This is a genomic window from Halorubrum salsamenti (assembly GCF_007671685.1).
Lineage (GTDB): Archaea > Halobacteriota > Halobacteria > Halobacteriales > Haloferacaceae > Halorubrum > Halorubrum salsamenti.
In genome coordinates this window covers 283,645-308,495 of the sequence record NZ_VCNL01000003.1, presented here as the reverse complement: position 1 = coordinate 308,495, position 24,851 = coordinate 283,645, and the positions used below count along the sequence as shown (strand labels likewise).

The following is a 24,851-nucleotide window of genomic DNA, read 5'->3' as shown; positions in this document are numbered from 1 at the left end:
CAAACTTCGCACAGCGACGACCTTAATCGCCTGAGCGCCCAACGTTCGGCGATCACGTAATGCCGGAACCGTCGGGCATGGACGCGTTCGCGCACCTCGGGAGCGAACTCCGCGAGGCGCTCTCCGAGCAGGGGTTCTCGACGCCGACGGAGCCCCAACGTGAGGCGATCCCGCCGCTCGCCGACGGGGAGAACGCCCTCGTCCTCGCCCCGACGGGCACCGGGAAGACCGAGACCGCGATGCTTCCCGTCTTCGACGCCATCGTCGACGCCCGGGACTCACCCGGAGACCAGCCTCGCGAGGGAATCTCGGCCCTCTACATCACCCCGCTCCGCGCGCTCAACCGCGACATGATGGACAGACTGGAGTGGTGGGGCGACCGGCTCGGCGTCGAGGTCGCGGTGCGCCACGGCGACACCACGCAGTACGAGCGCAGTAAACAGGCCGACGACCCGCCGGACGTGTTGATCACGACGCCGGAGAGCCTCCAAGCGATCTTGACGGGCTCGAAGATGCGGCTCGCGCTCGAAGACGTCGAGCACGTCGTTATCGACGAGGTCCACGAACTCGCTTCCGCGAAGCGGGGCGCCCAGCTCACGGTCGGGCTCGAACGCCTCCGCCGGGTGGCGGGGCCGTTCCAGCGGGTCGGGCTCTCCGCGACCGTGGGCACTCCGGAAGAGGTCGGGCGGTTCCTCGTCGGCAGCGGGAAACGAGATTCCGACCGTCCCGGCGACCGCGAGTTCGAGATCGTCGAGGTCGCGGCCGGGACGCGAACCGACGTGCGGGTGCTCGATCCCGAGATTACGGACCGCGACGCGACGCTCGCCGGGGAGCTGGCGGTCGACGAGACGACCGCGAGCCACGTCCGGACGATCCGCGGGATCGTCGCCGACAACGAGTCGACCCTGATATTCGTCAACACGCGACAGACTGCGGAGGCGCTCGGGTCGCGGTTCAAGACGCTCGCGGAGCGGGAGGAGAAGGGTGAGGGGAGTACTGACCCCACCGAGATCGAGGTCCACCACGGCTCGCTCTCGAAGGACGTGCGGATCGACGTGGAGGACCGGTTCAAGTCGGGCGACCTCGACGGGCTCGTCTGCACCTCCTCGATGGAACTCGGGATCGACGTGGGCCGGGTCGACCACGTTGTCCAGTACGGGAGCCCCCGCGAGGTCGCTCGGCTGCTCCAGCGCGTCGGGCGCGCGGGGCACCGCCGCGACCTCGTGTCGGAGGGGACCGTCGTGACGCAGGGCGGCGACGACACCCTCGAAGCGCTGGCGATCGCCCGGCGCGCCGGCGCCGAACTCGTCGAGCCGGCCGCGATCCACCACGGGAGCCTCGATACGGTCGCGAACCAGATCGTCGGCGTCGTCATGGACGAGGGCGACGTACACGCCCGGGAGGCGTACGAGATCGTCACGAGCGCCTACCCGTTCGCTGACCTCTCCGAGCCCACGTTCCAGGAGATCGTGCGCGAACTCGACGGCAACCACCTGCTGTGGCTCGACGAGGAGTCGGACGCCTTAGAGAAGTCCGGCGGGACGTGGCAGTACTTCTACGCGAACCTCTCGATGATCCCCGACGAGTCCACTTACGAGGTGTACGACATGTCCTCGCGTCGCGGGATCGGTACCTTAGACGAGCGGTTCGTCGTCAACTTCGCCGGACCGGGCGAGACGTTCGTCCAGCGCGGCGAGATGTGGCGCATCACCGAGGTCGACGAGGAGGAGGAGCGCGTGAACGTCACGCCCATCGCCGACCCCGCGGGCGAGGTGCCCTCGTGGATCGGCCAGGAGATTCCGGTTCCCAAGCCCGTCGCCGAGGAGGTCGGGCGCATTCGCGGCGAGGCCGCGGCGGCGCTTTCGGCGGGCTCGACGCCCGAGGCGGTCGCGGGCGACCTCGCGGACCGATACCCCGCCGACGAGGGGACGATCGCGGCCGCCCTGAAACCGGTCGTCGACCACGTCGACGCCGGCCACCCCGTCCCCACGGACCGCCGGATCGTGATCGAGGGGAGCGCGCGCACCGTCGCGGTCAACGCCGCCTTCGGCCACGAAGTCAACGAGACGCTCGCACGCCTGCTCGCGGCGCTCGTGGGCCAGCGCGCCGGGTCGTCGGTCGGGATGGACGTGGACCCGTACCGGATCGAGTTCGAGGTGCCCCACGGAGTCGACCCCGGCACGTTCCGCGAGGTGTTGGAGTCGACCGACCCCGACCGACTGGAGGCGTACCTCGAACTCGCCTTAAAAAACTCCGACGCGCTCAAGTTCACGCTCGCGCAGGTCGCCGCGAAGTTCGGTTCGGTCAAGCGCTACCGCGAGGGACGAGGGCGGTTCGGGGGCGACCGGCTGCTCGCGGCGCTGGAGGGGACGCCGGTCTACGACGAGGCGCTCCGCGAGGTGTTCCACGCCGACCTCGCGGTCGGGGAGACCGCCGAGCTGCTGGAGGACGTGCGGGACGGTTCGATCGCCGTCGAGATCGCCCGCGAGCGCACCTCCCTCGGAACCGCCGGCCGATCCTCCGGCACGGAGTTCCTCGTCCCGGAGAACGCCGACGCCGACGTGATCGAGACGATCCGCGAGCGCATCCGGAACGACCGGGTGATCCTCTTCTGCCTCCACTGCGCGGACTGGCAACGGACGACGAAGGTGCGGCGCGTCCCCGACCAGCCGGAGTGTCCCGACTGCGGCTCGACGCGGATCGCCGCGCTGAACCCGTGGGACGAGGAGACGGTCGCGGCGGTGCGCGCGACCGAGAAGGACGACGAACAGGAGCGCCGCACCGAGCGCGCCCACCGCGCCGCGAGCCTCGTCCAGACGCACGGGAAGCGGGCCGTGATCGCGCTGGCGGCGCGCGGCGTCGGACCGCACAACGCCGCGCGGATCATCAACAAGCTTCGCGAGGACGAAGACGAGTTCTACCGCGACGTGCTCCGACAGGAGCGCGAGTACGCGCGAACGCAGTCGTTCTGGGACTAGATCGGTACGCGGACCGGTCGGTCGGTTGGTTGCGGGATCGCGGCGGGATCGGCTGTTTGTGGGCGATCACTGCCGACGACGCGGTGAGACGCCCCTCTGCCGCGTCATCCGTTTGTTTATAAGTGGTCGGACGCGGATCGGCGGTGAACGCCTCCAACGCCCCACACGCACGGTACGACACCGCAACCTCACGCCTCCCCAGCCTCGCCGGGGCGGCGCTCATGAGCGCCGCCCCGACTCCCTCGCACGCGCTGACTCGCGGCCGCCGAGGGCGGCCGCTCGGAGGGCGCGCCACCGCCGTCCGTTTATAAATAGCCCAGTACCGGACCCGCGTTTGCGTATCTCGCACCCGGTTCGGCCGCCTGTCGCTCGAGTTCGTTCCCCGCCCTACCCCAACACCGTGGCCGCGAGGAGCATCCCGCCGGCCGCGGCGGGCGGGATGGTGAGGTTGTCGTCGACGGCGACGCCGCGGATGATCGGCGGGAGGCCGTCGGCGACCGCGGCTGGGACCGCGCCGGCGAGGGCCACGGCGACGCCGGCGCCGGTCCCGAACGCCGGCACGGTGAAGGGGAGCGCGAGGGCGAGACTGACGAGGAACATCGCGATCCACGCGACGGGCCGCTTCGACTCGGTCGCGTCGTTGTCCCCGAGCGCGCCGCTGACGGGGTCGCCGAGCGACACCATCCAGATCGCGGGCACCGCGAGCGTCGGCGTCATGCCGGGGACGCCCAGTGCGGGGACCGCGGCGGCCGCGACCGTCGCGGTGCTGACCTGATACATCGCGTAGCCGGCGACGCTGTCGGACTCGTACTCCCGCGTGAGATGCCGGTAGACGGCGTGATCGAGCCCGACGACGAGCCGGAGGAACTCGAGCAGGGCGACGACGGCGACGCCGACGGCGAGGATCGCGGCCGTCTCGGTCCACGTGAGCCACCCGAGCAGGTACGGGACCGGAAAGAGGGTACCGCTGGCGTGGACCAGCCGCCGCTCGAACTCCACCTTCGCCCGCCACTCCGCCGCCGGAAGGGGCACGGGTCAGTTGGTCTCGACGTCGGTGGCGACGGTCTCGTAGCGGTCCACCAGCGCGTCGAACTCGCCGCCGGCGCGGAGCGCGGCCAGCTCCTCGGCCAGCTCCGCGGCCGGGACCCGGACCTGCGCCGCCGAGTCGCGCTCGCGGACGGTCACCGTCTCGGGGCCGTCGCCCTCGATCCCGTCGCGGTCGATCGTGACGCAGAACGGGGTGCCGATCTCGTCCTGTCGGCGATAGCGCCGCCCGATCGAGCCGGAGTCGTCGTACGCGACCGCCAGCCCCGCCTCGCGGAGGTCGGCGGCGACGCGGTCGGCCAGCTCGGTGAGCCGGTCGTCGTTTGTCACCAGCGGGAAGACTGCGGCGTCCTGCGGCGCGATCTCGGGCTCCAAGGAGAGGTACGTGCGCTCCTCGCCGTCGACCTCGTCCTCGCTGTAGGCGTGCGCCAGCAGCGTCTGGACCGTCCGGCCCACGCCGAAGGAGGGCTCGACGACGTGCGGGGTGAGGTGCTCGCCGTTCTCGGTCACCGTCTCGACCGAGAAGTTCGCCACGTCGGCGTCGACCTCGTGGGTCTCGGCGTCGCCACCCTCACCGACCTCGACCGTCACCGTCTCGCCGTCGAACGCGTCGGGGTCGCGCTCCGCGAGGGTCTCGAGCGCCTCGGCCACCGCGGCGGCGTCCCCGCCGAACTCGGGGCCGAGCACGGACATGTCGGGATCGACCGTCGCGCGCTCGACCGACTTCGGCTCGTCGTAGCGTTTGAACACGGTGAACGCGTCGTCGCCGTACTCGTCGTGTTTCGAGAGGTCGTAGTCGGCGCGGTACGAGAAGCCCGCGATCTCGATCCAGTCGCCGTCGACCTCGCTCTCCGCGTCCCAGCAGTCGGACGCGTAGTGGGCGCGCTCGCCCGCGAGGTGCTGACGGAACCGGAAGCGATCGAGGTCGACGCCGACCCGCTCGTACCACTGCTTCGCGACGCCGAGGTAGTAGCCGACCCACGGGGAGCCGATGATCCCCTCGTCGACCGCCTCGCCGACGGTGGTCTCGACGTACTCGCCGTCCTCGGCCTGCTGTTCCGTCGCGGGGTACAGCCGGACCTCGACGTCGCGCACGCGGTCCAGCGGCGGCTCGTCCGCTTCGGGGTCGATGAACTGCTCCAGTTCCGCCTGCGTGAACTCACGCAGCCGGAGGAGCCCGCCGCGCGGCGAGATCTCGTTGCGGTAGGCGGGGCCGATCTGGGTGATCCCGAACGGGAGGTTCCCCCGGGCGTACTCCTTCAGCCGCGGGAACTCCACGAAGATCCCCTGCGCCGTCTCCGGCCGCAGGTAGCCGGGCTGGGCGTCGCCGGGGCCGATGTCGGTCGCGAACATGAGGTTGAAGTCCTCGACGGTCACGCCCGCGAGCGCGGTGCCACAGGACGGGCAGGCGATGTCGTTGTCGGCGATGAGCTCCTCGACCTCCGAGCCGGGGAGCGCCTCGGCGTCCTCGATGTCCGTGACGGCCTCGACGAGGTGGTCGGCGCGGTGGGACTCGCCGCACTCCGGGCACTCGACGAGCATGTCGTCGAACGTGTCGAGGTGGCCGGACGCCTCGAAGACGGGCTCCGGCATGATCGTCGGCGCCTCGATCTCGCGGTTCCCCTCTCGGATGGTGAACCGGTCGCGCCACGCGTCCTCGACGTTCTTCTTCAGCGCCGCGCCCTGCGGGCCGAACGTGTAGAAGCCGGCGGTGCCGCCGTACGCGCCGTTCGAGCCGAAGAAGAACCCGCGTCGCTTCGCCAGCTCGACGATCTCCTCGGACGCCATTTATAAGCCCTCCAGCAAGTCCACGTCCCGCACGATGCCGTCGAGGTCGGTGCCGTTGACCAGCGGCACCTGCTCGATGTCGTTGCTGATGAGTTCCTGTGCGACTTGCTTCGCGGTCCGCGTGCCGCTGACCGTGACGAGGTCCGCGGTCATGAAGTGGCGGACCGCCCCCACGGGCAGCTCCACGTTCCGGGTCGGGAGGTAGCGGGCGCCGGTCGCCTTGATCCCCTCCCAGGACCACTCGGAGTCCTGCTCGGCGATGGAGTCGCCCGTGCTGGCCTCGCCCTCGACGACGCGGGCGACCTCCAGCACGTCGACCTCGGTGAGGATGCCGGCGATCCCGGCGTCGTCGTCGAGTACCACCGCGTAGGGGACGTTCGCCAGTCCGATCTCCCGTTCCGCGACCGGTAGCGGAGTCTCCGTGTGGGTCGCGTTGACCGCGCGAGTCGCGAGCCCGCCGACCTCGGTGTCGCCGTCGATCTCCCCGCGGGCGATGGCCCGCACCACGTCGGTGACCGTGAGGATACCGACGAGTCGGTCGCCGTCGACGACCGGGAGCCGGCGCGAGTTCTCGGCGACTATCGTGGCGGCGGCGTCGCCGATCGCGTCGTCGGCGTCCACCGTCGGCACCTCCCGCATCAGCAGCGCGAGCTGGTCCTCGTCCGGCTGCTCGATCAGGTCGTCGCGGGAGACGAGACCGCGGTACACCTCGTCGCCGTCGACGTCTTTCACGACCGGCACCGACGAGAAGCCGTACTCTTGGATATACTCCAACACGTCGTTCCGGCTCCCCGGGATCTCGACGACGACGAGATCCGACCGCGGCGTCATGGCGTCTGATACGTTCATGCACCGTCTTTCAGCGTGCCACCTCTTGTATACTGCGAAGGTGGTTCGCGAGCCGTTTCCGGTAAGACGACGAGAGAGCAGGATGACGAGAGAGCAGGATGACGAGAGATCTGACGACGAACCGATCTGTTCGTCGGATCGACGGTCTACTCCGACAATCACCCCGTGATCGACGACTGACAGGGGCTCTCGTCCCCGATCATCGCCTCGAAACGCCGATCCGCCGACGGCGGACGCTCTCGGTCCGGAACGCTTATACGTACTGTGAACAATTCACAATCATGTCACGGAGTTCCACTCCATGGGACGACCCGGACCCCGATCACCGCCGGACGGCGCTGCCGACGGATCCGGCGCTCGACGCCGACGACTCCCCGGACGTGATGGCGTCGATCGACTCGTCGGCGTCGCGACCGGAGCTCGTGATCGCGGACGTCTCACGGGAGAACGCGTGGGTCTCGGTCGACGAGACCGACGCCACCGTCCTCGAAGAGTGGTGTTGAACCCGCTCAATCAGGCGTAGGCCTCTCCGTTTTTTGCCCGTTCGAAGTCACTCCGTGCCAGCTTCGCTGGCGTCCGTCGCGGGCCGGACCCCGGTACCGACCTCCCACGCCCGGATCAGCGACGCGATCGTCCGGCACGTCGGCGCCGACACGCCGAACCGGTCGGCGCGCTCGGTCGCGGCGCCGTAGATCGCGTCGACCTCCGTGCGGCGGCCGGCGGCCACGTCCTCGCACATCGACGACCGGTTGGCGGCGGTGTCGGCGGCGACGCGCTCGACGGCCTCGACCGCCTCGTCGTCTCCGAGACCGATCCCGTCGGCCCGCGCGACCCGCGCGACTTCCCGCGCCGCCTCGCGGGCCGCCTCGCCTCCCGGCCCGTCGAGGGTCGCGCCGTTCGAGAGCCGCGCGAGCGCCGAGGGACCGTTGATCCCCGCGTTGACCGCGAGCTTCTCGTACCGCCGCCGGGGCATGTCCGCGGCGACGGTCGTCTCGATCCCGGCCTCGTCGAACGCGCTCCCGACGCGTTCCGCGAGGGGGTCGGTCCCCCCCGAAAGCGCCCCGACGACGACCTCGCCCACGCCGGTGCAGGTCACGCGCCCCGGCTCGGCGAACCGAGCGCCGTAGCTCGCGGTGCCCGCGAGCACGGTGGGGTCGAGCGCCGCGACCAGTCGCTCCTCCGTGAAGCCGTTCTGGAGCGAGCAGACGGCGTCGTACTCGCCGGTCGCGAGCGCCCGTGCGGCCGCGTCCGTGTCGTACGCCTTCGTCGTGACCACCGCGAGGTCGGCGGAGCGGTGCGTCCCGTCGGTGAGCGCCCGGGGGTGAACGCGGGCGTCGGCCTCGCCGTCGATCCGGAGCCCGTCCTCCCGGACCCGTCGCATGTGCGGGTCGCGCCCGACGAGCGTGACCTCGTGGGTCCGCGCCAGCAATCCCCCGACGAGACTCCCGAGCGCGCCCGCGCCGTAGACGAGGACCTCCATACGCCCTCTCACGGGGCGAGACTGAAAAGAGATGGCGGTGGAGGGACCGCTCGATCGCCGCGGTCAGCTTTCCTCGGCCGCCGCGGTCAGCTTTCCTCGGCCGCCGCGCTCAGCCCTTCAGTCCGCTCCCGGTCAGGGGGACGACCACGTCGTCGTCGGACGCGATGACGCCGCGCTCGCGAAGCTCGCGCAGGGCCGCCGGCGCGACGGCGCAGGTCGGCTCGGTGTAAAAGCCCGCGGCGTGCAGCCGGTCGAGTTCGCGCTCGGCCGCCGCCTGCGTGACCGCGAGCGCGTCGCCGTCGGTGTCGGCGATCGCGTCGAGTATCTGCCGCTTCCGGACCGGCTCGGCGATCTGGATCCCGTCGGCGGCCGCGTTGACGCGCCCCTCGGGGTCGGCCGCATCTGCGCCGTGGAGTTCGCGGACGATCGGCGCGACGCCGGCCGCCTGCGCGCCGAACAGGCGAGGGAGTTCGTCGATCCAGCCCGCGCGTTTCAGCCGGTGGAATCCCCGGTAGGCGCCGAGAAAGAGGGTGCCGTGTCCGAGCGGGGTCACGACTGCGTCGGGGGCCTCCCAGCCGCGTTGGAACGCGATCTCGTAGGCGACGGTGGCGGTCCCCTCGAAGAAGGCCGGGTTCCACGCGTGGCTGGCGTACCACGGGAAATCTCCGGTGTCGCCGTCGCTCCCGCTTTTCTCGCGCTCGTTTCCGCCGCCCTCCCCGAGCGCGGCCACGCACGCCTCGGTCACGTCTGCGCGCGAGCCCTCGATCCGGATCGGTTCGGCGCCGGCCCGCCGGATCGCGCGGAGCTTCGATTCCTTGACGTCGGCCGGGACGTACACCGCGGCGTCGATCCCGGCGCGCGCCGCGTACGTCGCGATCGCGGCGCCGGCGTTGCCGGAGGAGTCCTCGACGACGCGCTCGACGCCCAGCTCGCGGGCCCGCGTGAGCGTCGTCGTCGCGCCGCGGTCCTTGAACGAGCCGGTGGGGAAGACGTACTCCAGCTTGAACGCGGCGTTCCACCCGTCGGCGTCGGATGAGTCGCCCCCGTCCGCCCCCGCGTCCGCGTCGACCAGCGGCGTCATCCCCTCGCCGAGCGTCACCCGATCTCCGGCGTCGTCGCCGACGGCGAGGAACGGCTCGAACGCCCAGAGCCCGTCGCGGGCGTCTCTTTCCCGCGGAGTGGCCTCCTCCGGAATCGGCGGATCGGCGAACTCCAGCGGAGCGCCGCACTCGCAGCGCCACCGGTCTCTCACGGTCGCGCCGCACTCGGGACAGGTGAGGTCTCGGATCGAGCTCCGGTCGCGGTCGCCGGGCATCAGTACTTGTCGACGTTGGTGCCGACCGAGCAGACGTACTCGCCGGCGGCGACCTGCGGGAGCCGGCGCGTGCGCCAGAAGATCCCGTCGTCGTCGGCGGTCACCCGCCCTTTCAGCTCGCCGAACACGTCGGTCACCTCGTAGAGGGGGTCTCCGGTGGAGACGCGTTCGCCGAGCTCGCGCTCGAACCGAACCAGCCCGCCGGCCGGCGACCCGTACTGGTCGAAGCCGCGCGCCCTGACCTGCTGTTCGAGGTCGACGTCGCCGTCGAGGAAGCCGTAGTGGCGGAGCACGTTGAACACGCCCTCGACGCCGTACCGGACCGACTCCTCGTCCCAGCCGACGCAGCCGCCGAGCTCGGGATCGATGGTCGGGATGCCGTGTTCCGGGCCGACGCGCGCGAGCTGTCCGTCCGGTCCCTTGATGTCGAGGACGTGGCCGCAGCCGAAGACCTTCGCCAGCTCTAGACAGTCGCCGTGGAGGTGGTGGCGGATCCCGCAGCGGACCCGCGTCTCGTTTATCATCCGGCTGGTCGATCCCTGGTGGAGATCGAGGATGAGGTCCGCCCGCTTCGCGGCTTGGAACGTCGCGTGGGCGATCCGCTCGCTCGTCGTCCCCTTCTCGTCGCCGGGATATCCGCGGTTCATCTTCCGGTCGTCGATCGGGTTCCGGTGTTCGGCGACCTGGAATCCGAAGTAGTTGACGACGCCGACGACGAGGACCGCCCCCGACAGCTCCGCCGGATCGAGCCGGGGAACGACGCGGTTGACGACGCCGAGTCCGTTGAGTTCGTCGCCGTCACTGACCGCCTGCATGTACAGCGTCTCGCCGTCTTCCGCGCCGTTGATGACCGCCACCGGCAGTCGGACGGGACTCCCGTCCCGCGTCTCGCCGACCTCGAGACGGCCCGTGTCCGACTCCCCCGGCGAGGCGCGAGCCGTTCCAAGCGTGATCATTACGCGAACGTGGACCGGCCGCCCCTTTATCCGTTCGGTCCGCGGCGGTCCTCGACACAAGCTTTATCGCCGTATCGCTCCAGAAGTCGGTAACCACGGCCGCGTCTCGTCGCCGCCGCACCACTTCCGCGGCGATCCCCGCTGCCCACTGAACGCGGCCCCCCTCATGAGCATCGACATCGATCCGCTGTCCGGCGCGGCCGGGCTCACCGTCACCGATCACATCGAGAACACGCAGTTCGAGGTGTACACCGACCGGCCGGTCGAGCCGACCGCGAGTCCCGGGGACGATCACTACTTCCCGGTCGACGCGAGCGTGACCGTCGAGACCGGGTCCATCGAGATCCCCCGCGTCGCGGTCGTGGAAACCCGTTCCGGCGACGGGACGCTGCTCACCCGCGGCGACTCCTACGCGATGCCGGCGGGGACGTACCACGTGGGGATCGACCCCGCCCCGACGAAGCTGTACCTCGCGTTCGCGTCGCCGTTCTCCGTGTCGACGACGGAGCGGACGACCCGGATCGACCTCGACGCACCCGCCGAGGTCACGCTCGGGTTCCGATCGCTCCACCAGGTTCCCGCCGGGACGATCGAGACCCCGACCGACCCCGAGTCGCTGATGGACGCCGTGTCGCTGCTCGGCTCCGCGCTCCAGACGACCAGCCCGGAGCGGTCGTTCCCCACCCTTCGGGGGCACCCGCCGCTGATCGAACCGGGCGAGGAGTTCCGCGTTCCCGACCGCGTCGAGCCGGTCGACTCCGGCGTCCGGATCGTCGTCCCCCCGGAGTACCGCTACCTCTACCCGGTGGTCTCGCTGGCGTACTACCTCGCCGCCGACGTGGTCCCCGGCGACGCCCCCCGGATCGAGGGCGACGGCTGGATGCACCCCTTAGAGCCCGACTTCGAGCGGCGTACCGCCGAGGCCCTTCGACAGGCGTTCCACTTCGACTGTCTCGCGCGCACGGAGGGGTTCTACCCGGTCGATCTCCACGAGCGCGAGACCACCGACCTCGACCTCGACTGGGGCCGGCTGTACGACCTCCCGCTCGCGGAGCGACTCGGCGAGTACCTCGCCGTCCCCTTCGAACGCGTCGAGCCGGAGCTCCCCCAGTGGACGCTGACGACCGACGTCCGCCCCGACCCCGAGAACGTGGAGATGCTCCCGTTCGTGGCCGGCGAGCTGTCGATCGTCCGGTCGCCGGAGACGGTGACTCCCGCGACGGCCGGCGAGGGCGGCGGGCTCGGGTTCTTCCGCGGGCCGCGGGCCGGCGCCGGCCGCACTCCGACTGACGCCGCATCCCTCGGTCCCGACGAGTTCGTTCGCGGCGGCGCCGCCGGGACCGAACCCACTCGCGGCACCGACGCCTCGGCGGAGCGCGGCGCGGTGCCGACCGACGCCGACTTCGTGCGGCCCGAGCCCGTCGACACGGTCGAGCACGCGTGGGTCGGCGCCGGCGTCCCCCTCGACGCCAACAAGGCCACCCTCGACGCGTACCACCGGCGTCTGGAGGCCGGCGCGGTCGAGCAGTCGCGGATCTCCGTGCTCGTCGTCTGTAACGACGAGCAGATGCGCGAAGAGGGTGAGGTCGCGGACCTGTACGGGCTCCGCGATATGGTCCAGTTCGACATCGAGGTGCGCCACGACCTCACCCGCGAGGAGATGCGCGAGACCCTCCAGTCCGACGTCGACTTCCTCCACTACGTCGGCCACGTCGACGACCGCGGGATGCAGTGCACCGACGACTACCTCGATCTCACGGCCGAGGACCTCGATGTCGGCGTGAGCGCCTTCCTGCTCAACGCCTGCCAGTCGTACCAGCAGGGCGAGGCCCTCGTCCACCGCGGCTCCCGCGGCGGCATCGTCACCCTCTCCGACGTGGCGAACTCGCCGGCGACCCAGCTCGGCCGCATCATCGCCCGACTGATGAACAGCGGCTTCAACCTCCGCACCGCGCTCCACGTCGCCAAGCGAGAGCTGATCACCGGCCACCAGTACATCGTCGTCGGAGACGGCGGGACGACGATCTGTCAGAGTCGGAGTGGGATCGCGCCTGTTGTAGAACTAAAAGAGACGAACGCAGGACAATACAATGTTAGTATTGAAGCATTTCCGAATGGGCCATATGGTCTTGGAACCATGACTCTCGCTAATCTCTCTACTTCCGAATTAAATTATTACGTGCCAAAGGAAATTTTAATTGCTGATGTGTCTGGAGAGTCTGTGAAGAAATTTATTAATTTAGAAACACTACCAGTGTTTTTTCACGGTGAACTCCATTGGAGTGACCGGCTAGAACTTAAATCAAGGCCCAGGAGTTGACGCCATCGCGTTCGCCGATGCGGGCGCCGCCTGCGTCAGCAGGAGGAGCGCGGTGAACAGGACGCCGGCCATCTTCGGGTGCTCTGCCACGTAGTCTGCAACACTTTCGTGCATATTACACAGAATATCGCGTGATATTAACATCAAAACCGTTTTGCGGTAACTATTCTTAGATATTTGAATATAAATAGATAATAAATTAATGACACGCTCCGAGATGTCGACCCGTCCGTTCGATCGTACATCTGCGATCGGCGTCGACAAGGGAATTTCGGGGCTCGGCCCACCGTTTTTTCAGTCCTCCCGGCGGAGTTGGTACCATGACCGATGTCAACGCGGCCATCCGCGACGCGTTCGAGCACACCGACTACGACCTCGGCGACGTCGCCGTCAACCGGCGGCAGGTCCGGGTGCCGGTGCTCCAGCAGGGCGCCGACCCCGACGCGCTCACCGCGGTGATCGAGGAGGCGCTCGGCGCGGACGCTGTCGTCGCGGCGACCGTCACCACCGAGGCAATCGACGGCGAGGACACCATCGGTACCGTCGTCTCGTTCCGGTACCAGCCGTGAACGGGTCGCGGGACTGATCGACGCAGCGCCGGGCGACGCGGCTCGTTCCGAAGCGCTCGGAACGTCTCGCCGGGGCGTAACGCGGTACGATTAAGCGTTCGGTGTCCGTACACAAGGATCACACGATGACGGTCGACGACGGACACGACGGCGCACAGTACCTCGCCGGGTCCCCTGTCCGGGTCGCGATGCTCCGTGCGCTCCGAGATGAGCCGCGCCGCCCGGCGGGCCTCACGGATGCGGTCGACGCGACGCGGACGACGATCCAACGCATTCTCTCCGGATTCAGCGAGCGCGACTGGGTCGTCAAGCGCGATGCGGCCTACCACGTGACGCCGACCGGGGAACGGGTCCACGACGCGTACGAGGCGCTGCTCGACGAGGTCGAACTCGCGGACCGGTACGGGCGGCTCGCCGCCGACCTCGAACGCGTCGGCGCCGACTTCCCGCCCTCGGCGCTCGACGCCGGAGAGCTGACCGTCGCGGCCGACCGGAACCCCCTCGCCGCCGTCGACCGACTCACCGAACTCCTGCGCGAGGGGTGCGGCTCGGAGATCCGCGCGGTCTCGCCCATCGTCATCCAGCAGTTCAACGACGCGGCGGCGGAGGCGCTCGACGCGGGCGCCGAGGTCGAGCTCGTCATCGACCAAGACGTGGTCGCGGAGTCGATCGCGGAGTTCGGTCCGGCGACCGACCGAGCGATCCACGACGACGACGCGACGGTGTACGTCTCCCCCGAACCGATCGAGTACGGGATATTTCGGTGCGACGACCTCGCGTGCGTGACGGCCTACGACCGAAGAAACAACCCTCGATGCGTGCTCGAATCGACAGACTCAGCGGTTATCGAGTGGGTTGACGACCGATTCGAGTCGTTCGTCGACGAGGCCAGACGCCTCTCCGCGGTCGTCGAGAACGCCTGAAACGGTCACCGTTGCTCCCGTCCGTCGTCCGCCGGATTCGCCGACTCGTCGCCGTCGGCGTCGATGTCGTCCTCGGAATCGATGTCTTCCTCGGGATCGAAGTTGGCCGGGACGACCGTGGGATGGTCGATACCGACGGACGGTTGGCTGTGTGCGCTCATGGCTCTACCGACACGTAGACGATCCACCCTCTAAAAATTACCCATAGGCATAACGCATCCGCGATGAGGCCGGGTATGTCCAAGGGTTATTCATGCGACGAGACCGAAGCGTTTCGAGGTCTCAGTCGGACCTACTGGAAATTCTCGTCGTACAGGTCCTGTGCGTGTTCGATCGCGTCCTTCGCGGCCTGCTTGTCCTCCCACCCGAGGGTCTCGACCTCCTTGCCTGCTTCGAGGTTCTTGTACGTCGAGAAGAACTCGTCAATCTCGTCGAGCGTCTGCTGAGGGATGTCCGTCAGATTCTCGATGTGGTCGAACCGCGGGTCCTCAGTGGGCACCGCGATCACCTTGTCGTCTTGCTCGCCGTCGTCGTCCATCTTCATCAGCGCGACGGGACGGGCCTCGATCACGCAGCCGGGGAACGTCTGGTCCTCGACCAGCACCATCACGTCGAAGGGGTCCTCGTCGTCGTAGTACGACTGCGGGATGAAGCCGTAGTCGTACGGGTAGTGGACGTTCGAGTGAAGCACGCGGTCGAGGACGACGCCGGGGATGTCCTTGTCGTACTCGTACTTGTTCCGCTCGCCCTTGAGACACTCCACGACGGCGTAGATCTCGTCCGGCGCGTTCGGTCCCGTCTCGAGGTCTTCCCAGAGGTTTGCCATGTACGGGATACTCCGTCCATCGGTCGCAAAGTCCTTTCGGGTTTCCGCCGCGACCGACGTCGCCGACCTCTCTGTCTTCCGCCCGGGATGGCCTCTTCTCCGGTTCGATACCGCTTAGTGCACCTGTTTTCGGTTACTCTCGCGCCGTTGTTTCAGGCGAGATACACCGGTATATCGGATGACACATCTCGTCTAAACGCCCCAGTTTCGTCGATGAATTGTCGTGTATCCGCGCTTACAGTGGTTGATCATTCGATAACGAGAGATCGATGAATCGGAGCGCTCAAACCTGTTCTCACAGGTATCGGCACGAATAGCTGGTTTGAGGGCTGATGAAGTATTTAAACGTTCGTGAATCTTGAGAAAGGTTATAAGTTCGGGTTCCCTTCACCTAACTATGTCAGAGGCACAATCAGTCACTGATGACCCAACGACACGGACGGCGGCGGACCTGACCGCGTTCCAACAGAACATCCTCGCGATCCTCGCGGAGGAGCCCATGTACGGGCTCGCGATCAAACGCGAACTGGAGTCGTACTACGGCTCCGAGGTGAACCACGGGCGGCTCTACCCGAATCTCGACGACCTCGTCGAGGACGGGCTCGTCGAGAAGAGCGAACTCGACAAGCGGACCAACCAGTACGAGCTCACCGAGGCGGGCCACGACGCCGTCCTCGGTCAGCTGGAGTGGGTCCTCGACCGGTTCGTCACCGACGAGGAGCGCGCGGACGAGGTCCGCGCCCTGCTCGACGAGTAACGACGTCCGCGTCGCAGGCGTCCCGGGCGGCAACCAACATTTTGGCACACGCGCGCGGTGAAAGCCGCGCACGCTCGATCGCCGAGCGGCGGCTCTGTGGGCCTTCTGCGGACCTCCGCGGGCTGCTATCCACGTCTCCGCCGACCTCCGCTTACGACTCCTCGGGACCGTCCACGTCCGCCGCGACCGACTCGATCACGTCCAGCGACTCGTCGACGACCGCCAGCTGCTCGTCGGTCGGCCAGCCGTTCCGCGGGAAGTACTCCTCGCGGAACTCCTCGCGCACGTCGGGGGTCGCGTCGTCGACCGCGCGCACGTAGTGGTTGCTCATGAACGCCGCGAAGCTCCGGGCGGTGTCGGCGTGCGGCTCGCCGTGCGCGTCGGCGACCGCGTCGGCGACAGAGTCGTTGTACGCGGCGATCTCTCGATAGCGGTCGGCGTCGCCCGGCCCCGACAGCGACACCTCGACGGCACGGTCGGTGGTCTCGATCCGGTCGAGTCGGACCGTCCCGTCGTCCATCCACTCGTCGGGGTACAACACGAGCGTGTCGTCCTCGTCGCGCAGCCGCGGGACGTAGTCGTGCCCCTCGACCAGCCCGTCGCGGCGATCGCGGTAGAACGCGGCGGCCGCCTCGTCCTCGGTCTGCCGGGCGAGTCGGGTGAGCCGCTCCGCCTCGTCGACGACCTCGGCCGGCACGTCCGGGATGCGATCGGCGTCGTCGCCCCCTGCGCCCTCGCTGTCGGCTCCGTCCGCCTCCCCGTCCTCGTTCGGTTCCTCTGCAGCCATCACTTCGCGCGCTCGTTCCTTTGCCCACTCCGGGGGCTCGTCGTTAGTTCGCGTCATCGAGTGCCTCGTTCGCCAGATCGTCGGCGCGTTCGTTTATCTCTCGCGGAACGTGGCCGATCGACCACCGGTCGAACCGCTCTAACAGCTCCCGGACGCGGACTCGTCGCTCGCGGAGTTCCGGGTCGTTTGCGTTCCACTCGCCGCGCACCTGCTTGACGATCAGCTGGGAGTCGCCGCGGACGTCGATCTCGTCGAAACCGTACTCGTCGGCGGCCTCCAGCGCCCGGATCAGCGCGGCGTACTCGGCCTGATTGTTGGTGGCGCGACCGATCCGCTCGCCGCCCTCGGCGACGATCCCGTCCGCCGTGACCAGACACCAGCCGACCCCGGCCGGGCCGGGGTTCCCGCGGGAGGCGCCGTCGAAGTAGACGTGCGCGCGCCCGCCGCCCTCGTTCAGCAGGGCCGTCAGACGAGTCGGGTCGCTCCCCTGTACGACGACCTTGTCGTCGTACGCGACGGCGACGGCGCCCTCCCGCTCTGCGCGCCACCGCTCGTGGGCGGTGTTCCCCTCGTCGATCGGGACGCCGGCGTCCGTCAAGCGGGACCGCGCGGTCGCCGGATCGCAGTCGATCGTCGGCATTCGATCGGGTTCCGCGCTCGCGGGACAAAGGGCTGTCCGTCGGCCGCGCCGATCCGCAGTGCCGGCTAGATGGGGTAGTCGACAAGACGGGCGGGGCCGTCGTTCGAGCCGAGCGTTCGCCGCTACTGTTCCTGTGTGACACACCAACACCCTAACGAACTTTTAAGTCAATCCGTTTGGATACTATATAAATGCGATGACACGGCCAACCCGGCAACGGGATCACGACCGGCAGCGTGTGCGGGACGAGGACGCCGACGAGACTGAAACCGACGCCGAGGGGGTCGACGCGGCCGAGTTGGACCCCGACGAACTGGACCCAGAGGATTTCGATCCGGAGGAACTCACTCGGACGGCCGACGGAGAACTGATACACGAGGAGACGGGGATTATCATCGAGGAGGAGCAGATCGATCCCGGCCCGGAGTGGCGCGCGTTCAACCACTCCGAGCGACAGGAGAAGTCGCGCGTCGGCGCCCCGACGACGAAGACGATGCACGACAAGGGGCTGACGACGACGATCGACTGGAAGGACAAGGACGCGTACGGCCGCTCCATCTCCTCGAAGAAGCGGTCGCAGATGCACCGGCTGCGCAAGTGGCAGGAGCGGATTCGGACGAAGGACGCGGGCGAGCGCAACCTCCAGTTCGCGCTCTCGGAGATCGACCGCATGGCCAGCGCGCTGGGCGTCCCCCGCTCGGTACGCGAGGTGGCTTCAGTCATCTACCGACGCGCGCTCAACGAGGACCTGATCCGCGGGCGCTCGATCGAGGGCGTCTCCACCGCCGCCCTCTACGCCGCCTGTCGCAAGGAGGGGATCCCGCGCTCGCTCGAGGAGATCTCCGACGTGTCGCGGGTCGACCGCAAGGAGATCGGACGCACGTATCGCTACATCTCTCAGGAGCTCGGCTTGGAGATGCGACCCGTCGACCCGAAGAAGTACGTCCCCCGTTTCTCCTCCGAGCTCGAGCTGAGCGAGGAGGTCCAGTCGAAGGCCAACGAGATCATCGAGACCACGGCCGACCAGGGACTGCTCTCGGGGAAGTCCCCCACCGGATACGCGGCCGCCGCGATCTACGCCGCGTCGCTGCTGTGTAACGAGAAGAAGACGCAGCGCGAGGTCGCCGACGTCGCGCAGGTGACCGAGGTCACCATCCGCAACCGGTACCAAGAGCAGATCGAAGCGATGGGGATCCACAGCTAAGCGTCGTCGACGCGCTCTCTCTTCGCCTTTCCCACGCCGTTCCGTCACTTCCTCCCCGACTTCCGGCAAGGTTCCGCCTCCCCGACCTCCAGCAACGTTCAAGCCGCCGCGCCGCCAACGTCTCGCCGAATGCGGCTCGACGAGTTCATCGAGTTCGAGGCGAACGAGCGCGCCGAGCGGCGGCGCCTCGCCGCCGAGAAGGATTACGGAATCCTCGACCACCTCGACTCCTTCGAGCGGCGCTTCGACGAGCACGTCTCCGACGACGCCGTGGTCGGCAGCGTCTCCCCCTCCATCTTCGTCGGGCGCTCGAACTACCCGAACGTCTCGACCGGGCTGCTCTCGCCGGTCGGCCGCGAGGAGCATGCCGCGCGCTTCGAGACCTCCGCGGCGTGGTACGACGAGGGCGTCTCCATCAGCGACGTGTTCGACCGCCGGACGAGCCTGCTCAACTCGACGCGGGGGGTCGACGTCGGTGACGCCGGCGCGACCGGCGGGGTGAAGTCGGTCGGCGGTGGCGGCCCGGCCGAGAGCGTCCACGACGCGTGGAACGGGTGGCTCGGCGTTCAACGCGAGGTCGCGATCGCGGACCGCCCGGTCGACGTGGAGATCGGCCTCGACGGCGCCCCCGACCTCGACTTCGATATCGGGACAGAGGACATCAAGACGCCGACCGGCCCGCGCGCCGCGGCCCGGTCCGCCGATCTGGGCGAGAATCCGCACGTCCCGCGCCCGGTGAAGAAGACGCTCGAAGACGACGACTGGCGCGCCGAGGGCGCGATGACGTACCTCTACCGCCGCGGGTTCGACGTGTACGAGATCAACACGATCCTCTCCGCGGGCGCGCTCGGACGGGGGGAGAACCGCCGGCTCGTCCCGACGCGCTGGTCGATCACGGCCGTCGACGACACGGTCGGACAGTTCCTCCGCGGGTCGATCCGCGACAGTCCGACGGTCGACCGGATCGAGGTCCACCGCAACGAGTACTTGGGGAACGCCTTCTGGGTGATCTTGGTCCCCGGACAGTGGGAGTACGAGCTCGTCGAGATGAAGTCGCCCGGCTCGATCTGGAACCCCGATCCCGAGGCGGGGGTGTACCTCTCGGCCGCGAGCGAGGGGCGCGAGGGGCGGACCGGCTACGTCGAGGAGACCGCGGGCGCCTACTACGCGGCCCGGATCGGCGTCTTGGAGCACCTCGACGACCGCGGCCGACAGGCGAAGGCGCTCGTCCTTCGGCACGTCTCCGACGACTACTGGGGTCCGGTCGGCGTCTGGCAGGTGCGCGAGGCGGTCCGGAACGCCTTCGAGGGCGAGTTCGGGACCGCCGAGACGTTCGGCGAGGCGGTTCGGGGCGTCGCCGAACACCTCCCGGTGCCGCTGGGCCGCCTCCGGCGGAAGTCGACGATGGCGGCCGGGCTCCAGGCGAACCTCGGCGACTTCGTCGACGTCGGATGAGGACGGCTCGGCGAGGAGACCGCTCCTCGCGCCCGATCCGTTTTAGTTGCCCCGCCGAGTGGGTGGCGCATGGTCCCTCCGATTCCCGCGTTCGGCGGCATCCCCGCCGGTCCCGAACTCGTGATTATTTTGATAATCTTCGTGCTCCTCTTCGGCGTTCCCATCGTCCTCATCGCGGCGGGAGTGCTGTTCCTCAAACTGCGCTCCGAGAGCGAGGAGGCGGACGCCGACCGTCTCGCGGAGCTGGAGGCGGAGGTCGAACGGCTCCGCGAGAAGGTGGACGACGAGCCCGGCGAGCGCGACCCCGCCCGCGGCGGCGAGCGCGACGGCGACGATCGCTTATAAACGTACGAGGCGGTCGCCGTGCTCTCGATCGCTCGCAAAAAATTGACACACCGATCGACGTCGCTCGCTCCCCGTCAGTCCTCGGCCCAGTAGTACAGCTCCTCCCGCGGCGCGTCGCAGTTCGGGCAGTTCTCGGGGAGCTCTTTCCCGATCTCGCCCATCTCGCCGCACTCCCAACAGCGCCACATCACGTAGGCGGTGCCGAACACGTCGCGGGCGTCCGTGAGCGTCAGCGGCTCCGAGCCGGAGGGTGCCGAGACGTAGAAGCCGTCGTCGTCGACGCCGCGGACCGACCCGAGCTTCTCGCCCTCCTCGTCGTACACGGCTTGCCCGATACTCACGTCGGCGAATACGGGTTCTTCGGAGGCCATGTGCGGGGGGTACGCACCGATCCCTCATAAGTGTGGTATGTGAACTTGTAACACGACACCTGCGAATCGATTTGAGGCCACGGGGAGCGGCCCACACTCAGAAACCCCGTTCAGGCGACCGGGGTGCGCTCGACGACCGTACCGTTCACGGTCGGGTACTGCTCGACGATTTCGCCCTCCGCTAAGTCGCCGTCCTCGACCATCTCCTCGAGGAGCCACCACGCGACCTCGACGTGGTCGGACTTGACGGTGTAGAACTCCTCGGGGACGCCGAGCGCCTCGAAGCGGTCGGCGTCGGCAAATGCCTTCCCGTAGACGAGGGTGCCGTCGTCGGTCACCTCGTCGAACTCGCGCCGGATGTTCTTCGCCATCCGCTTCAGGCGGTTGCGGTGTTGGGCGGCGTCCTTGAAGACGGACGTACAGAAGTACACCTTCTCGTGGCTCGCCATCTCGGAGACGATCGCGTCGTCCTTCGACCCCTCGACGGCGGACATGTGGCCCTCTTGCAGCTCGAAGCCCTCCTCTTGCATCCGGCGGTAGTTCCCGTCGGACATCTCGAACTCGTTGATGTTGCAGAACTCGGCGGCGCCCTCGTCTAAGAACTCCAGGAACTCCGGCTCCGCGCGGATGCCGGGGATCTCGAAGGCGGGGGTGAGCCCTTCCTCGCGGGCGATGTGGAGGATCTCCTCCCACTCGGTGCCGTGCATGTCGCCCCACATCTCCAGCGGCGGGTGGAAGCGGATCTCGTCGAGGCCCGCCTCCGAGAGGCGACGCATGTTCTCGCGGCCGCCCGTGATCCCGGTGTAGAGGTGCGTGTGGTGGTCCTCGCCGAACTCGTCTTTCAGCAGTTCGAGGTACCGGGTCGTCTTCGCCATCGCCTCCTGCGGCTCGCCGCCGGTGATCGAGGTGCCGAGCGCGCTCATGCGCTTGGCCTCCGCGATCACGTCCTCGTCGGACTCGACCTTCCGCTCGTTGGCGTACACGTCGGTGACGTTCTTCCGGTTCTCTCCGAGGGGGCAGTAGAAGCAGTCCCGCTGGTCGCAGTAGCCGTAGACGAACAGCACCATCTTGCCGCCTTTGGCGCACTGTTCGCAGCCCTTGGAGATCATCTACCCCCTTCTACCGGCCGCGGCCTCAAAAAGCGTCCGAAAAGGGTCCGAACCGCGCGCTCCCGGGAGATCCGTTGTCACGGGGGCGTTCCGCAGATCCCCGCGTCGCTTCCGGTCTCCGAAACGAACACAAAGTATGTACCTCCGCCCGCGAGACGACGGGTATGACCAGAGAGCCGACCGCCGACGAGGCGACCGACACCGACGCGCTCACCCGCCGCCGCGCGCTCGCCGCCGCGGGCGGGGTCGCGCTCGCCGGGCTCGCCGGCTGCACCGCGCTCGACATCGCCACGGGCGAGCCGGCCGAGTTCTCGTCGGGCACCGCGACGGTCGCGGACGCGACGCTCGACGAAAGCGGGTACGAGCTCAACGAGGTCACCGAGAACACGCAGACTCGCGAGTTCGACGTGGCCGGATCGACCCGCGAAGTGCGGGTGACGAGTCGGATCGCCGAGTACGACAAGGCCGTCGAACTCTTCGGCGAGCGGTATCAGGCGGCGGTGTTCGCCGTGCTGGCGACCCCGCGCGTCGAGGTGCTCGGGCAGGCGTTCAACCCCGTCGGGGAGCTCGACGACGCCGAGCGCGCGCAGCTGATCGTTGACCGCTACGAGGGCGTCAGCGACCTCGAACGCGGCTCGGAGTACACGACTGACGTCCTCGGCACCGACGCGTCGGTGACGGTGTACACGGCCGAGGGGGAGATCGCTGGTACCGGCGTGAGCGTCGAGCTCGAGTTCCACGTCGCCGAGGCGGTCGAGGCCGGCGACGACTACGTCGTCCCGCTGGCCGCGTACCCGACCTCGTTCGGCGACGGCGAGAACGTCCGCCGGATGTTGAACGGGATCGAGCACGAGCCCGCGTCGGAAGACGACTGAGGAGACGCGATCGGGGAGCCGCGATTTAAAAACACCTCCGCGCGCCGCCGGCCCGAGCCGAAAACATATGCCGACCCCTCGCCTAGCGTCGCGTAATGCTACTCGTCCTCTGCGTCGACCTCGACGACGACCTCGGTCGGAAGACGGGGATCCCCACCCCCGTCATCGGCGCCGACGAGGTCACCGAGGCCGCGGTCGCGCTCGCGACCGCCGACCCGGAGGACTCCGACGTGAACGTCCTCTTTCAGGGCGTTAACGTCTACGACGAGCTGGCGGCCGGCGGCGAGGCGGTCGAAGTCGCGGCGGTCACCGGCGTCGACGGCTCCGACGTGCGGGCGAATCGCGCGGTGGGCCAAGAGGTCGACCGGGTGCTCGCGGAGCTGTCGACCGGAGAGGAGGTCTCCGCGGTCGTCATCACCGACGGCGCGCAGGACGAGTCGGTCCTCCCGGTGATCCGCTCACGGATGCCGATCGACGGGATGCGCCGGGTGGTCGTCCGGCAGGCCCAGGACCTCGAGTCGCTCTACTACACGATCAAGCAGGTGCTCGCGGACCCGGAGACCCGCGGTACGATCCTGGTGCCGCTCGGCGTGCTCCTCCTGATATACCCGCTCGTCGTCGTCGCCAACCTGTTCGACGTCGCGGGCGCGGCCGTCCTCGGGATCCTCTCCGGGCTCCTCGGGCTCTACTCGCTGTTCCGCGGGCTCGGCCTCGAAGACACGGTCGACGGCGCGGCCGCCTCCGTGCGCAACGTGCTCTACACGGGGCGGGTGACGCTCGTCACCTACGTCGTCGCGCTCGCGCTGATCGTCGTCGGCGGGGTACAGGGGATGGAGACGGTCGAAACCGTCCGCGGCGTCCGCGGGGGAGGCGTCACCGCCGGCGTCGCGCTCGCGGCGTTCGTCCACGGCTTCGTCCAGTGGCTCGCGGTCGCCGGGATCACCTCCAGCCTCGGCCAGATCACCGACGAGTACCTCGCGAGTCGGTTCCGGTGGCGGTACCTCAACGCGCCGTTCTACGTGCTCTCGATCGCCGTCGTGCTGTACGCCGTCTCCGGGTTCTTTCTGCCGGCGGCCCCGGGCGTGACCTCGCTCGGGCTCCCCGATCTCGCGATGGCGCTCGCGGCCGGGACGCTCACCGCCGTGTTGAGCACGCTCGCGTTCGCGGTCGCGGAGTCACAGCTCCCGTCGGCGGACCCGGCTTAAAAATAATAAGACAGCGCTCGTCCCCAACTCGCTCACCGCGGCGTCCACTCCTCGCAGGCGTCCATGTCGTCCATCAGCTCGTCGTGATGGCCGCAGTACGGCTGCATCCCCTGCTCCGTGCGGACGTAGTCGAACTGCGCGCAATTCCCGCAGTAGGTGTCTCCCGGGCCGTCGCGTGCGGCGGGCGAGGCGCCGGGAGCGACCGAGCCGCTCGGTCCGGACGGGCCGTCGGAGCCGTCATTGCCGTTCCCGTCGAGCGGAGAGCGGATGTCCGTCGCGCTCGCGCCGCCGTCGCTCACGCCGGCGGGCTTCGATCCGTCCGCCGACCCGGTCGGGAGAGACGATCCGGTCGAGCCGGGGGAGCCGGAGGTCCCGGACGAACCCGATCCGGAGCCCGAGGGGGAGCCGGACCCGGAGCCGCTCCCGTCGCGCCGGTTCGTCTGCGTCTCCACGTCGCCGTCGGGAGTGCCGCCGAGCAGGCCGACGCCGCCGCCGCGCTTGAGTTCGGCGCGGTCGACCTCGATCACCTTCGTCTCGCCCTTGTGAGTCACCTCCATCGTGACGGTCCCGCCGGGGTCGTTCCGGGTCTTGAAGTTGGCGACGCCGACGAACACGCTCCACAGCGTCGTCGCGGCGCCGACGAAGTACAGCCCCGCGGTCGGCAGCGTGAGATCCGTGAGTTCGGGGCGTGGCCCGCCGACCCAGTGGTTAGGATACGCGTACGCGAACAGCGCGACGCCGAGACACATCACGCCCGCCCCGACGACCGCGGCGACGCGGGTGTTGCGGTCCGCCGGGAGGACGGTCATCACGCCGAGCAACACGAGGGGGACGCCCACGCCGCCGAGCACGCCGCCGAGCTGCCGCGCCTCACCGGAGTTGTAGCCGCTCGGGAGGACGACCTCCGCGGCCACGAAGATTCCGGCGACGAGGAGCAGCGTCCCGGCGACGAACGAGCCCACGCCCAGGTACAGCCGTCGCGGGTCGACCTCGGAGCGTCCCCGTCCGCCGTACGCCTCCGAGAGACTGGTCATACGCGCCCTACGTCGTCCTCC

General features: G+C 68.8%; 25 protein-coding genes. 11 read left to right on the top strand and 14 right to left on the bottom strand.

The features are described from left to right. Positions 1-59: 59 nt before the first annotated feature. Entirely contained in the window at positions 60-2,978 is a 2,919-nt protein-coding gene (locus tag FGL94_RS10565; RefSeq protein WP_186313391.1) for a DEAD/DEAH box helicase, read from the top strand. Between the two features lie 387 nt (positions 2,979-3,365). Here FGL94_RS10565 and FGL94_RS10560 read toward each other — a convergent pair whose 3' ends face one another. Genes FGL94_RS10560 through FGL94_RS10550 form a run of 3 tightly spaced genes read right to left on the bottom strand, consistent with a single transcriptional unit; the run spans position 3,366 to position 6,659 of the window. Beyond that, the gene (locus FGL94_RS10560) at positions 3,366-4,010 is read right to left on the bottom strand and encodes a dolichol kinase (protein WP_144924584.1); all 645 of its coding nucleotides are present in this window, start codon (positions 4,008-4,010) and stop codon (positions 3,366-3,368) included. A gap of 3 nt (positions 4,011-4,013) precedes the next feature. Then, a complete protein-coding gene (gene glyS / locus FGL94_RS10555) occupies positions 4,014-5,810 on the bottom strand; it encodes a glycine--tRNA ligase (protein ID WP_144924581.1) in 1,797 nt (598 codons plus the stop codon). Beyond that, on the bottom strand, positions 5,811-6,659 hold the full coding sequence (locus tag FGL94_RS10550; protein ID WP_144924578.1) for a CBS domain-containing protein: 849 nt from the start codon (positions 6,657-6,659) through the stop codon (positions 5,811-5,813). It lies immediately after the preceding gene. Between the two features lie 281 nt (positions 6,660-6,940). Between FGL94_RS10550 and FGL94_RS10545 the strand changes: the two genes are divergently transcribed. After that, complete coding sequence (locus FGL94_RS10545) at positions 6,941-7,162, top strand: DUF7556 family protein (RefSeq protein WP_099253767.1); 222 nt, start codon at positions 6,941-6,943, stop codon at positions 7,160-7,162. Between the two features lie 47 nt (positions 7,163-7,209). On the opposite strand, the gene FGL94_RS10540 is transcribed toward FGL94_RS10545, so the two are convergent. The 3 genes from FGL94_RS10540 to FGL94_RS10530 all read right to left on the bottom strand — a co-directional run bounded on the left by FGL94_RS10540 (position 7,210) and on the right by FGL94_RS10530 (position 10,410). Beyond that, on the bottom strand, positions 7,210-8,139 hold the full coding sequence (locus FGL94_RS10540; RefSeq protein ID WP_144924573.1) for a ketopantoate reductase family protein: 930 nt from the start codon (positions 8,137-8,139) through the stop codon (positions 7,210-7,212). A 109-nt stretch (positions 8,140-8,248) separates the two neighbouring features. Beyond that, positions 8,249-9,454 carry a threonine synthase gene (locus tag FGL94_RS10535; RefSeq protein ID WP_144924570.1) on the bottom strand — a complete coding sequence of 402 codons (1,206 nt, stop codon included), beginning with the start codon at positions 9,452-9,454 and terminating at the stop codon, positions 8,249-8,251. Further along, a complete protein-coding gene (locus tag FGL94_RS10530; protein WP_144924567.1) occupies positions 9,454-10,410 on the bottom strand; it encodes a succinylglutamate desuccinylase/aspartoacylase family protein in 957 nt (318 codons plus the stop codon). The genes FGL94_RS10535 and FGL94_RS10530 overlap by 1 nt, the downstream gene beginning before the upstream one ends. Before the next feature lie 166 nt (positions 10,411-10,576). On the opposite strand from FGL94_RS10530, the gene FGL94_RS10525 reads away from it, so the two are divergent. After that, positions 10,577-12,730 carry a caspase family protein gene (locus tag FGL94_RS10525; protein ID WP_144924564.1) on the top strand — a complete coding sequence of 718 codons (2,154 nt, stop codon included), beginning with the start codon at positions 10,577-10,579 and terminating at the stop codon, positions 12,728-12,730. On the opposite strand, the gene FGL94_RS18810 is transcribed toward FGL94_RS10525, so the two are convergent. Then, positions 12,713-12,844 carry a DUF7503 family protein gene (locus tag FGL94_RS18810; protein ID WP_277752621.1) on the bottom strand — a complete coding sequence of 44 codons (132 nt, stop codon included), beginning with the start codon at positions 12,842-12,844 and terminating at the stop codon, positions 12,713-12,715. The genes FGL94_RS10525 and FGL94_RS18810 overlap by 18 nt on opposite strands. 206 nt (positions 12,845-13,050) lie before the next feature. On the opposite strand from FGL94_RS18810, the gene FGL94_RS10520 reads away from it, so the two are divergent. Then, complete coding sequence (locus tag FGL94_RS10520; RefSeq protein WP_144924561.1) at positions 13,051-13,299, top strand: hypothetical protein; 249 nt, start codon at positions 13,051-13,053, stop codon at positions 13,297-13,299. 125 nt (positions 13,300-13,424) lie between these two features. Next, positions 13,425-14,222 (top strand): helix-turn-helix transcriptional regulator, encoded by a 798-nt coding sequence (locus tag FGL94_RS10515; protein WP_144924558.1) that lies wholly within the window; start codon positions 13,425-13,427, stop codon positions 14,220-14,222. Positions 14,223-14,227: 5 nt separating this feature from the next. Here the strand turns inward: FGL94_RS10515 and FGL94_RS18320 are convergent, their stop codons facing one another. Both FGL94_RS18320 and FGL94_RS10510 read right to left on the bottom strand, forming a co-directional pair. Further along, positions 14,228-14,383: a hypothetical protein gene (locus FGL94_RS18320; protein WP_186313390.1), complete on the bottom strand. Its 156-nt coding sequence runs from the start codon at positions 14,381-14,383 to the stop codon at positions 14,228-14,230. 131 nt (positions 14,384-14,514) lie between these two features. Beyond that, complete coding sequence (locus FGL94_RS10510; RefSeq protein WP_144924556.1) at positions 14,515-15,048, bottom strand: inorganic diphosphatase; 534 nt, start codon at positions 15,046-15,048, stop codon at positions 14,515-14,517. 397 nt (positions 15,049-15,445) lie between these two features. Between FGL94_RS10510 and FGL94_RS10505 the strand changes: the two genes are divergently transcribed. Beyond that, positions 15,446-15,805 carry a PadR family transcriptional regulator gene (locus FGL94_RS10505; RefSeq protein ID WP_144924553.1) on the top strand — a complete coding sequence of 120 codons (360 nt, stop codon included), beginning with the start codon at positions 15,446-15,448 and terminating at the stop codon, positions 15,803-15,805. Between the two features lie 151 nt (positions 15,806-15,956). On the opposite strand, the gene FGL94_RS10500 is transcribed toward FGL94_RS10505, so the two are convergent. Then, the gene (locus FGL94_RS10500) at positions 15,957-16,649 is read right to left on the bottom strand and encodes a DUF7108 domain-containing protein (protein WP_144924550.1); all 693 of its coding nucleotides are present in this window, start codon (positions 16,647-16,649) and stop codon (positions 15,957-15,959) included. Next, a complete protein-coding gene (gene rnhA, locus FGL94_RS10495) occupies positions 16,636-17,232 on the bottom strand; it encodes a ribonuclease HI (protein WP_144924547.1) in 597 nt (198 codons plus the stop codon). Before rnhA ends, FGL94_RS10500 begins: the two co-directional genes overlap by 14 nt. A 196-nt stretch (positions 17,233-17,428) precedes the next feature. Here rnhA and FGL94_RS10490 point away from each other — a divergent pair, with 196 nt between their 5' ends. From FGL94_RS10490 to FGL94_RS10480, 3 genes are all read left to right on the top strand, one after another. After that, the gene (locus FGL94_RS10490; protein ID WP_144924544.1) at positions 17,429-18,436 is read left to right on the top strand and encodes a transcription initiation factor IIB; all 1,008 of its coding nucleotides are present in this window, start codon (positions 17,429-17,431) and stop codon (positions 18,434-18,436) included. 129 nt (positions 18,437-18,565) lie between these two features. Beyond that, positions 18,566-19,891 (top strand): DNA repair protein NreA, encoded by a 1,326-nt coding sequence (gene nreA / locus FGL94_RS10485; protein ID WP_144924541.1) that lies wholly within the window; start codon positions 18,566-18,568, stop codon positions 19,889-19,891. Between the two features lie 69 nt (positions 19,892-19,960). After that, on the top strand, positions 19,961-20,236 hold the full coding sequence (locus FGL94_RS10480) for a preprotein translocase subunit TatA (protein WP_144924538.1): 276 nt from the start codon (positions 19,961-19,963) through the stop codon (positions 20,234-20,236). Between the two features lie 74 nt (positions 20,237-20,310). On the opposite strand, the gene FGL94_RS10475 is transcribed toward FGL94_RS10480, so the two are convergent. Both FGL94_RS10475 and FGL94_RS10470 read right to left on the bottom strand, forming a co-directional pair. After that, complete coding sequence (locus FGL94_RS10475; RefSeq protein ID WP_144924535.1) at positions 20,311-20,607, bottom strand: DUF7130 family rubredoxin-like protein; 297 nt, start codon at positions 20,605-20,607, stop codon at positions 20,311-20,313. Between the two features lie 110 nt (positions 20,608-20,717). Next, positions 20,718-21,716 carry a radical SAM protein gene (locus tag FGL94_RS10470; RefSeq protein WP_144924532.1) on the bottom strand — a complete coding sequence of 333 codons (999 nt, stop codon included), beginning with the start codon at positions 21,714-21,716 and terminating at the stop codon, positions 20,718-20,720. Positions 21,717-21,880: 164 nt separating this feature from the next. Between FGL94_RS10470 and FGL94_RS10465 the strand changes: the two genes are divergently transcribed. Then, positions 21,881-22,591 carry a DUF6517 family protein gene (locus FGL94_RS10465; RefSeq protein WP_144924529.1) on the top strand — a complete coding sequence of 237 codons (711 nt, stop codon included), beginning with the start codon at positions 21,881-21,883 and terminating at the stop codon, positions 22,589-22,591. A gap of 95 nt (positions 22,592-22,686) precedes the next feature. Then, on the top strand, positions 22,687-23,796 hold the full coding sequence (locus tag FGL94_RS10460; RefSeq protein ID WP_144924526.1) for a DUF373 family protein: 1,110 nt from the start codon (positions 22,687-22,689) through the stop codon (positions 23,794-23,796). 32 nt (positions 23,797-23,828) lie between these two features. Here FGL94_RS10460 and FGL94_RS10455 read toward each other — a convergent pair whose 3' ends face one another. Beyond that, positions 23,829-24,830 carry a DUF7139 domain-containing protein gene (locus tag FGL94_RS10455; RefSeq protein ID WP_144924523.1) on the bottom strand — a complete coding sequence of 334 codons (1,002 nt, stop codon included), beginning with the start codon at positions 24,828-24,830 and terminating at the stop codon, positions 23,829-23,831. Positions 24,831-24,851 lie beyond the last annotated feature (21 nt).

What these genes read in the sequence shown, in the direction of transcription:
- FGL94_RS10565 (WP_186313391.1), top strand. Translation starts at nt 60, where the DNA reads ATGCCGGAACCGTCGGGCATGGACGCGTTCGCGCACCTCGGGAGCGAA.
- glyS (WP_144924581.1), bottom strand. Translation starts at nt 5,810, where the DNA reads ATGGCGTCCGAGGAGATCGTCGAGCTGGCGAAGCGACGCGGGTTCTTC.
- FGL94_RS10550 (WP_144924578.1), bottom strand. Translation starts at nt 6,659, where the DNA reads ATGAACGTATCAGACGCCATGACGCCGCGGTCGGATCTCGTCGTCGTC.
- FGL94_RS10545 (WP_099253767.1), top strand. Translation starts at nt 6,941, where the DNA reads ATGTCACGGAGTTCCACTCCATGGGACGACCCGGACCCCGATCACCGC.
- FGL94_RS10540 (WP_144924573.1), bottom strand. Translation starts at nt 8,139, where the DNA reads ATGGAGGTCCTCGTCTACGGCGCGGGCGCGCTCGGGAGTCTCGTCGGG.
- FGL94_RS10535 (WP_144924570.1), bottom strand. Translation starts at nt 9,454, where the DNA reads ATGCCCGGCGACCGCGACCGGAGCTCGATCCGAGACCTCACCTGTCCC.
- FGL94_RS10530 (WP_144924567.1), bottom strand. Translation starts at nt 10,410, where the DNA reads ATGATCACGCTTGGAACGGCTCGCGCCTCGCCGGGGGAGTCGGACACG.
- FGL94_RS10525 (WP_144924564.1), top strand. Translation starts at nt 10,577, where the DNA reads ATGAGCATCGACATCGATCCGCTGTCCGGCGCGGCCGGGCTCACCGTC.
- FGL94_RS18810 (WP_277752621.1), bottom strand. Translation starts at nt 12,844, where the DNA reads ATGCACGAAAGTGTTGCAGACTACGTGGCAGAGCACCCGAAGATGGCC.
- FGL94_RS10520 (WP_144924561.1), top strand. Translation starts at nt 13,051, where the DNA reads ATGACCGATGTCAACGCGGCCATCCGCGACGCGTTCGAGCACACCGAC.
- FGL94_RS10515 (WP_144924558.1), top strand. Translation starts at nt 13,425, where the DNA reads ATGACGGTCGACGACGGACACGACGGCGCACAGTACCTCGCCGGGTCC.
- FGL94_RS18320 (WP_186313390.1), bottom strand. Translation starts at nt 14,383, where the DNA reads ATGAGCGCACACAGCCAACCGTCCGTCGGTATCGACCATCCCACGGTC.
- FGL94_RS10510 (WP_144924556.1), bottom strand. Translation starts at nt 15,048, where the DNA reads ATGGCAAACCTCTGGGAAGACCTCGAGACGGGACCGAACGCGCCGGAC.
- FGL94_RS10505 (WP_144924553.1), top strand. Translation starts at nt 15,446, where the DNA reads ATGTCAGAGGCACAATCAGTCACTGATGACCCAACGACACGGACGGCG.
- FGL94_RS10500 (WP_144924550.1), bottom strand. Translation starts at nt 16,649, where the DNA reads ATGACGCGAACTAACGACGAGCCCCCGGAGTGGGCAAAGGAACGAGCG.
- rnhA (WP_144924547.1), bottom strand. Translation starts at nt 17,232, where the DNA reads ATGCCGACGATCGACTGCGATCCGGCGACCGCGCGGTCCCGCTTGACG.
- FGL94_RS10490 (WP_144924544.1), top strand. Translation starts at nt 17,429, where the DNA reads ATGACACGGCCAACCCGGCAACGGGATCACGACCGGCAGCGTGTGCGG.
- nreA (WP_144924541.1), top strand. Translation starts at nt 18,566, where the DNA reads ATGCGGCTCGACGAGTTCATCGAGTTCGAGGCGAACGAGCGCGCCGAG.
- FGL94_RS10480 (WP_144924538.1), top strand. Translation starts at nt 19,961, where the DNA reads ATGGTCCCTCCGATTCCCGCGTTCGGCGGCATCCCCGCCGGTCCCGAA.
- FGL94_RS10475 (WP_144924535.1), bottom strand. Translation starts at nt 20,607, where the DNA reads ATGGCCTCCGAAGAACCCGTATTCGCCGACGTGAGTATCGGGCAAGCC.
- FGL94_RS10470 (WP_144924532.1), bottom strand. Translation starts at nt 21,716, where the DNA reads ATGATCTCCAAGGGCTGCGAACAGTGCGCCAAAGGCGGCAAGATGGTG.
- FGL94_RS10465 (WP_144924529.1), top strand. Translation starts at nt 21,881, where the DNA reads ATGACCAGAGAGCCGACCGCCGACGAGGCGACCGACACCGACGCGCTC.
- FGL94_RS10460 (WP_144924526.1), top strand. Translation starts at nt 22,687, where the DNA reads ATGCTACTCGTCCTCTGCGTCGACCTCGACGACGACCTCGGTCGGAAG.
- FGL94_RS10455 (WP_144924523.1), bottom strand. Translation starts at nt 24,830, where the DNA reads ATGACCAGTCTCTCGGAGGCGTACGGCGGACGGGGACGCTCCGAGGTC.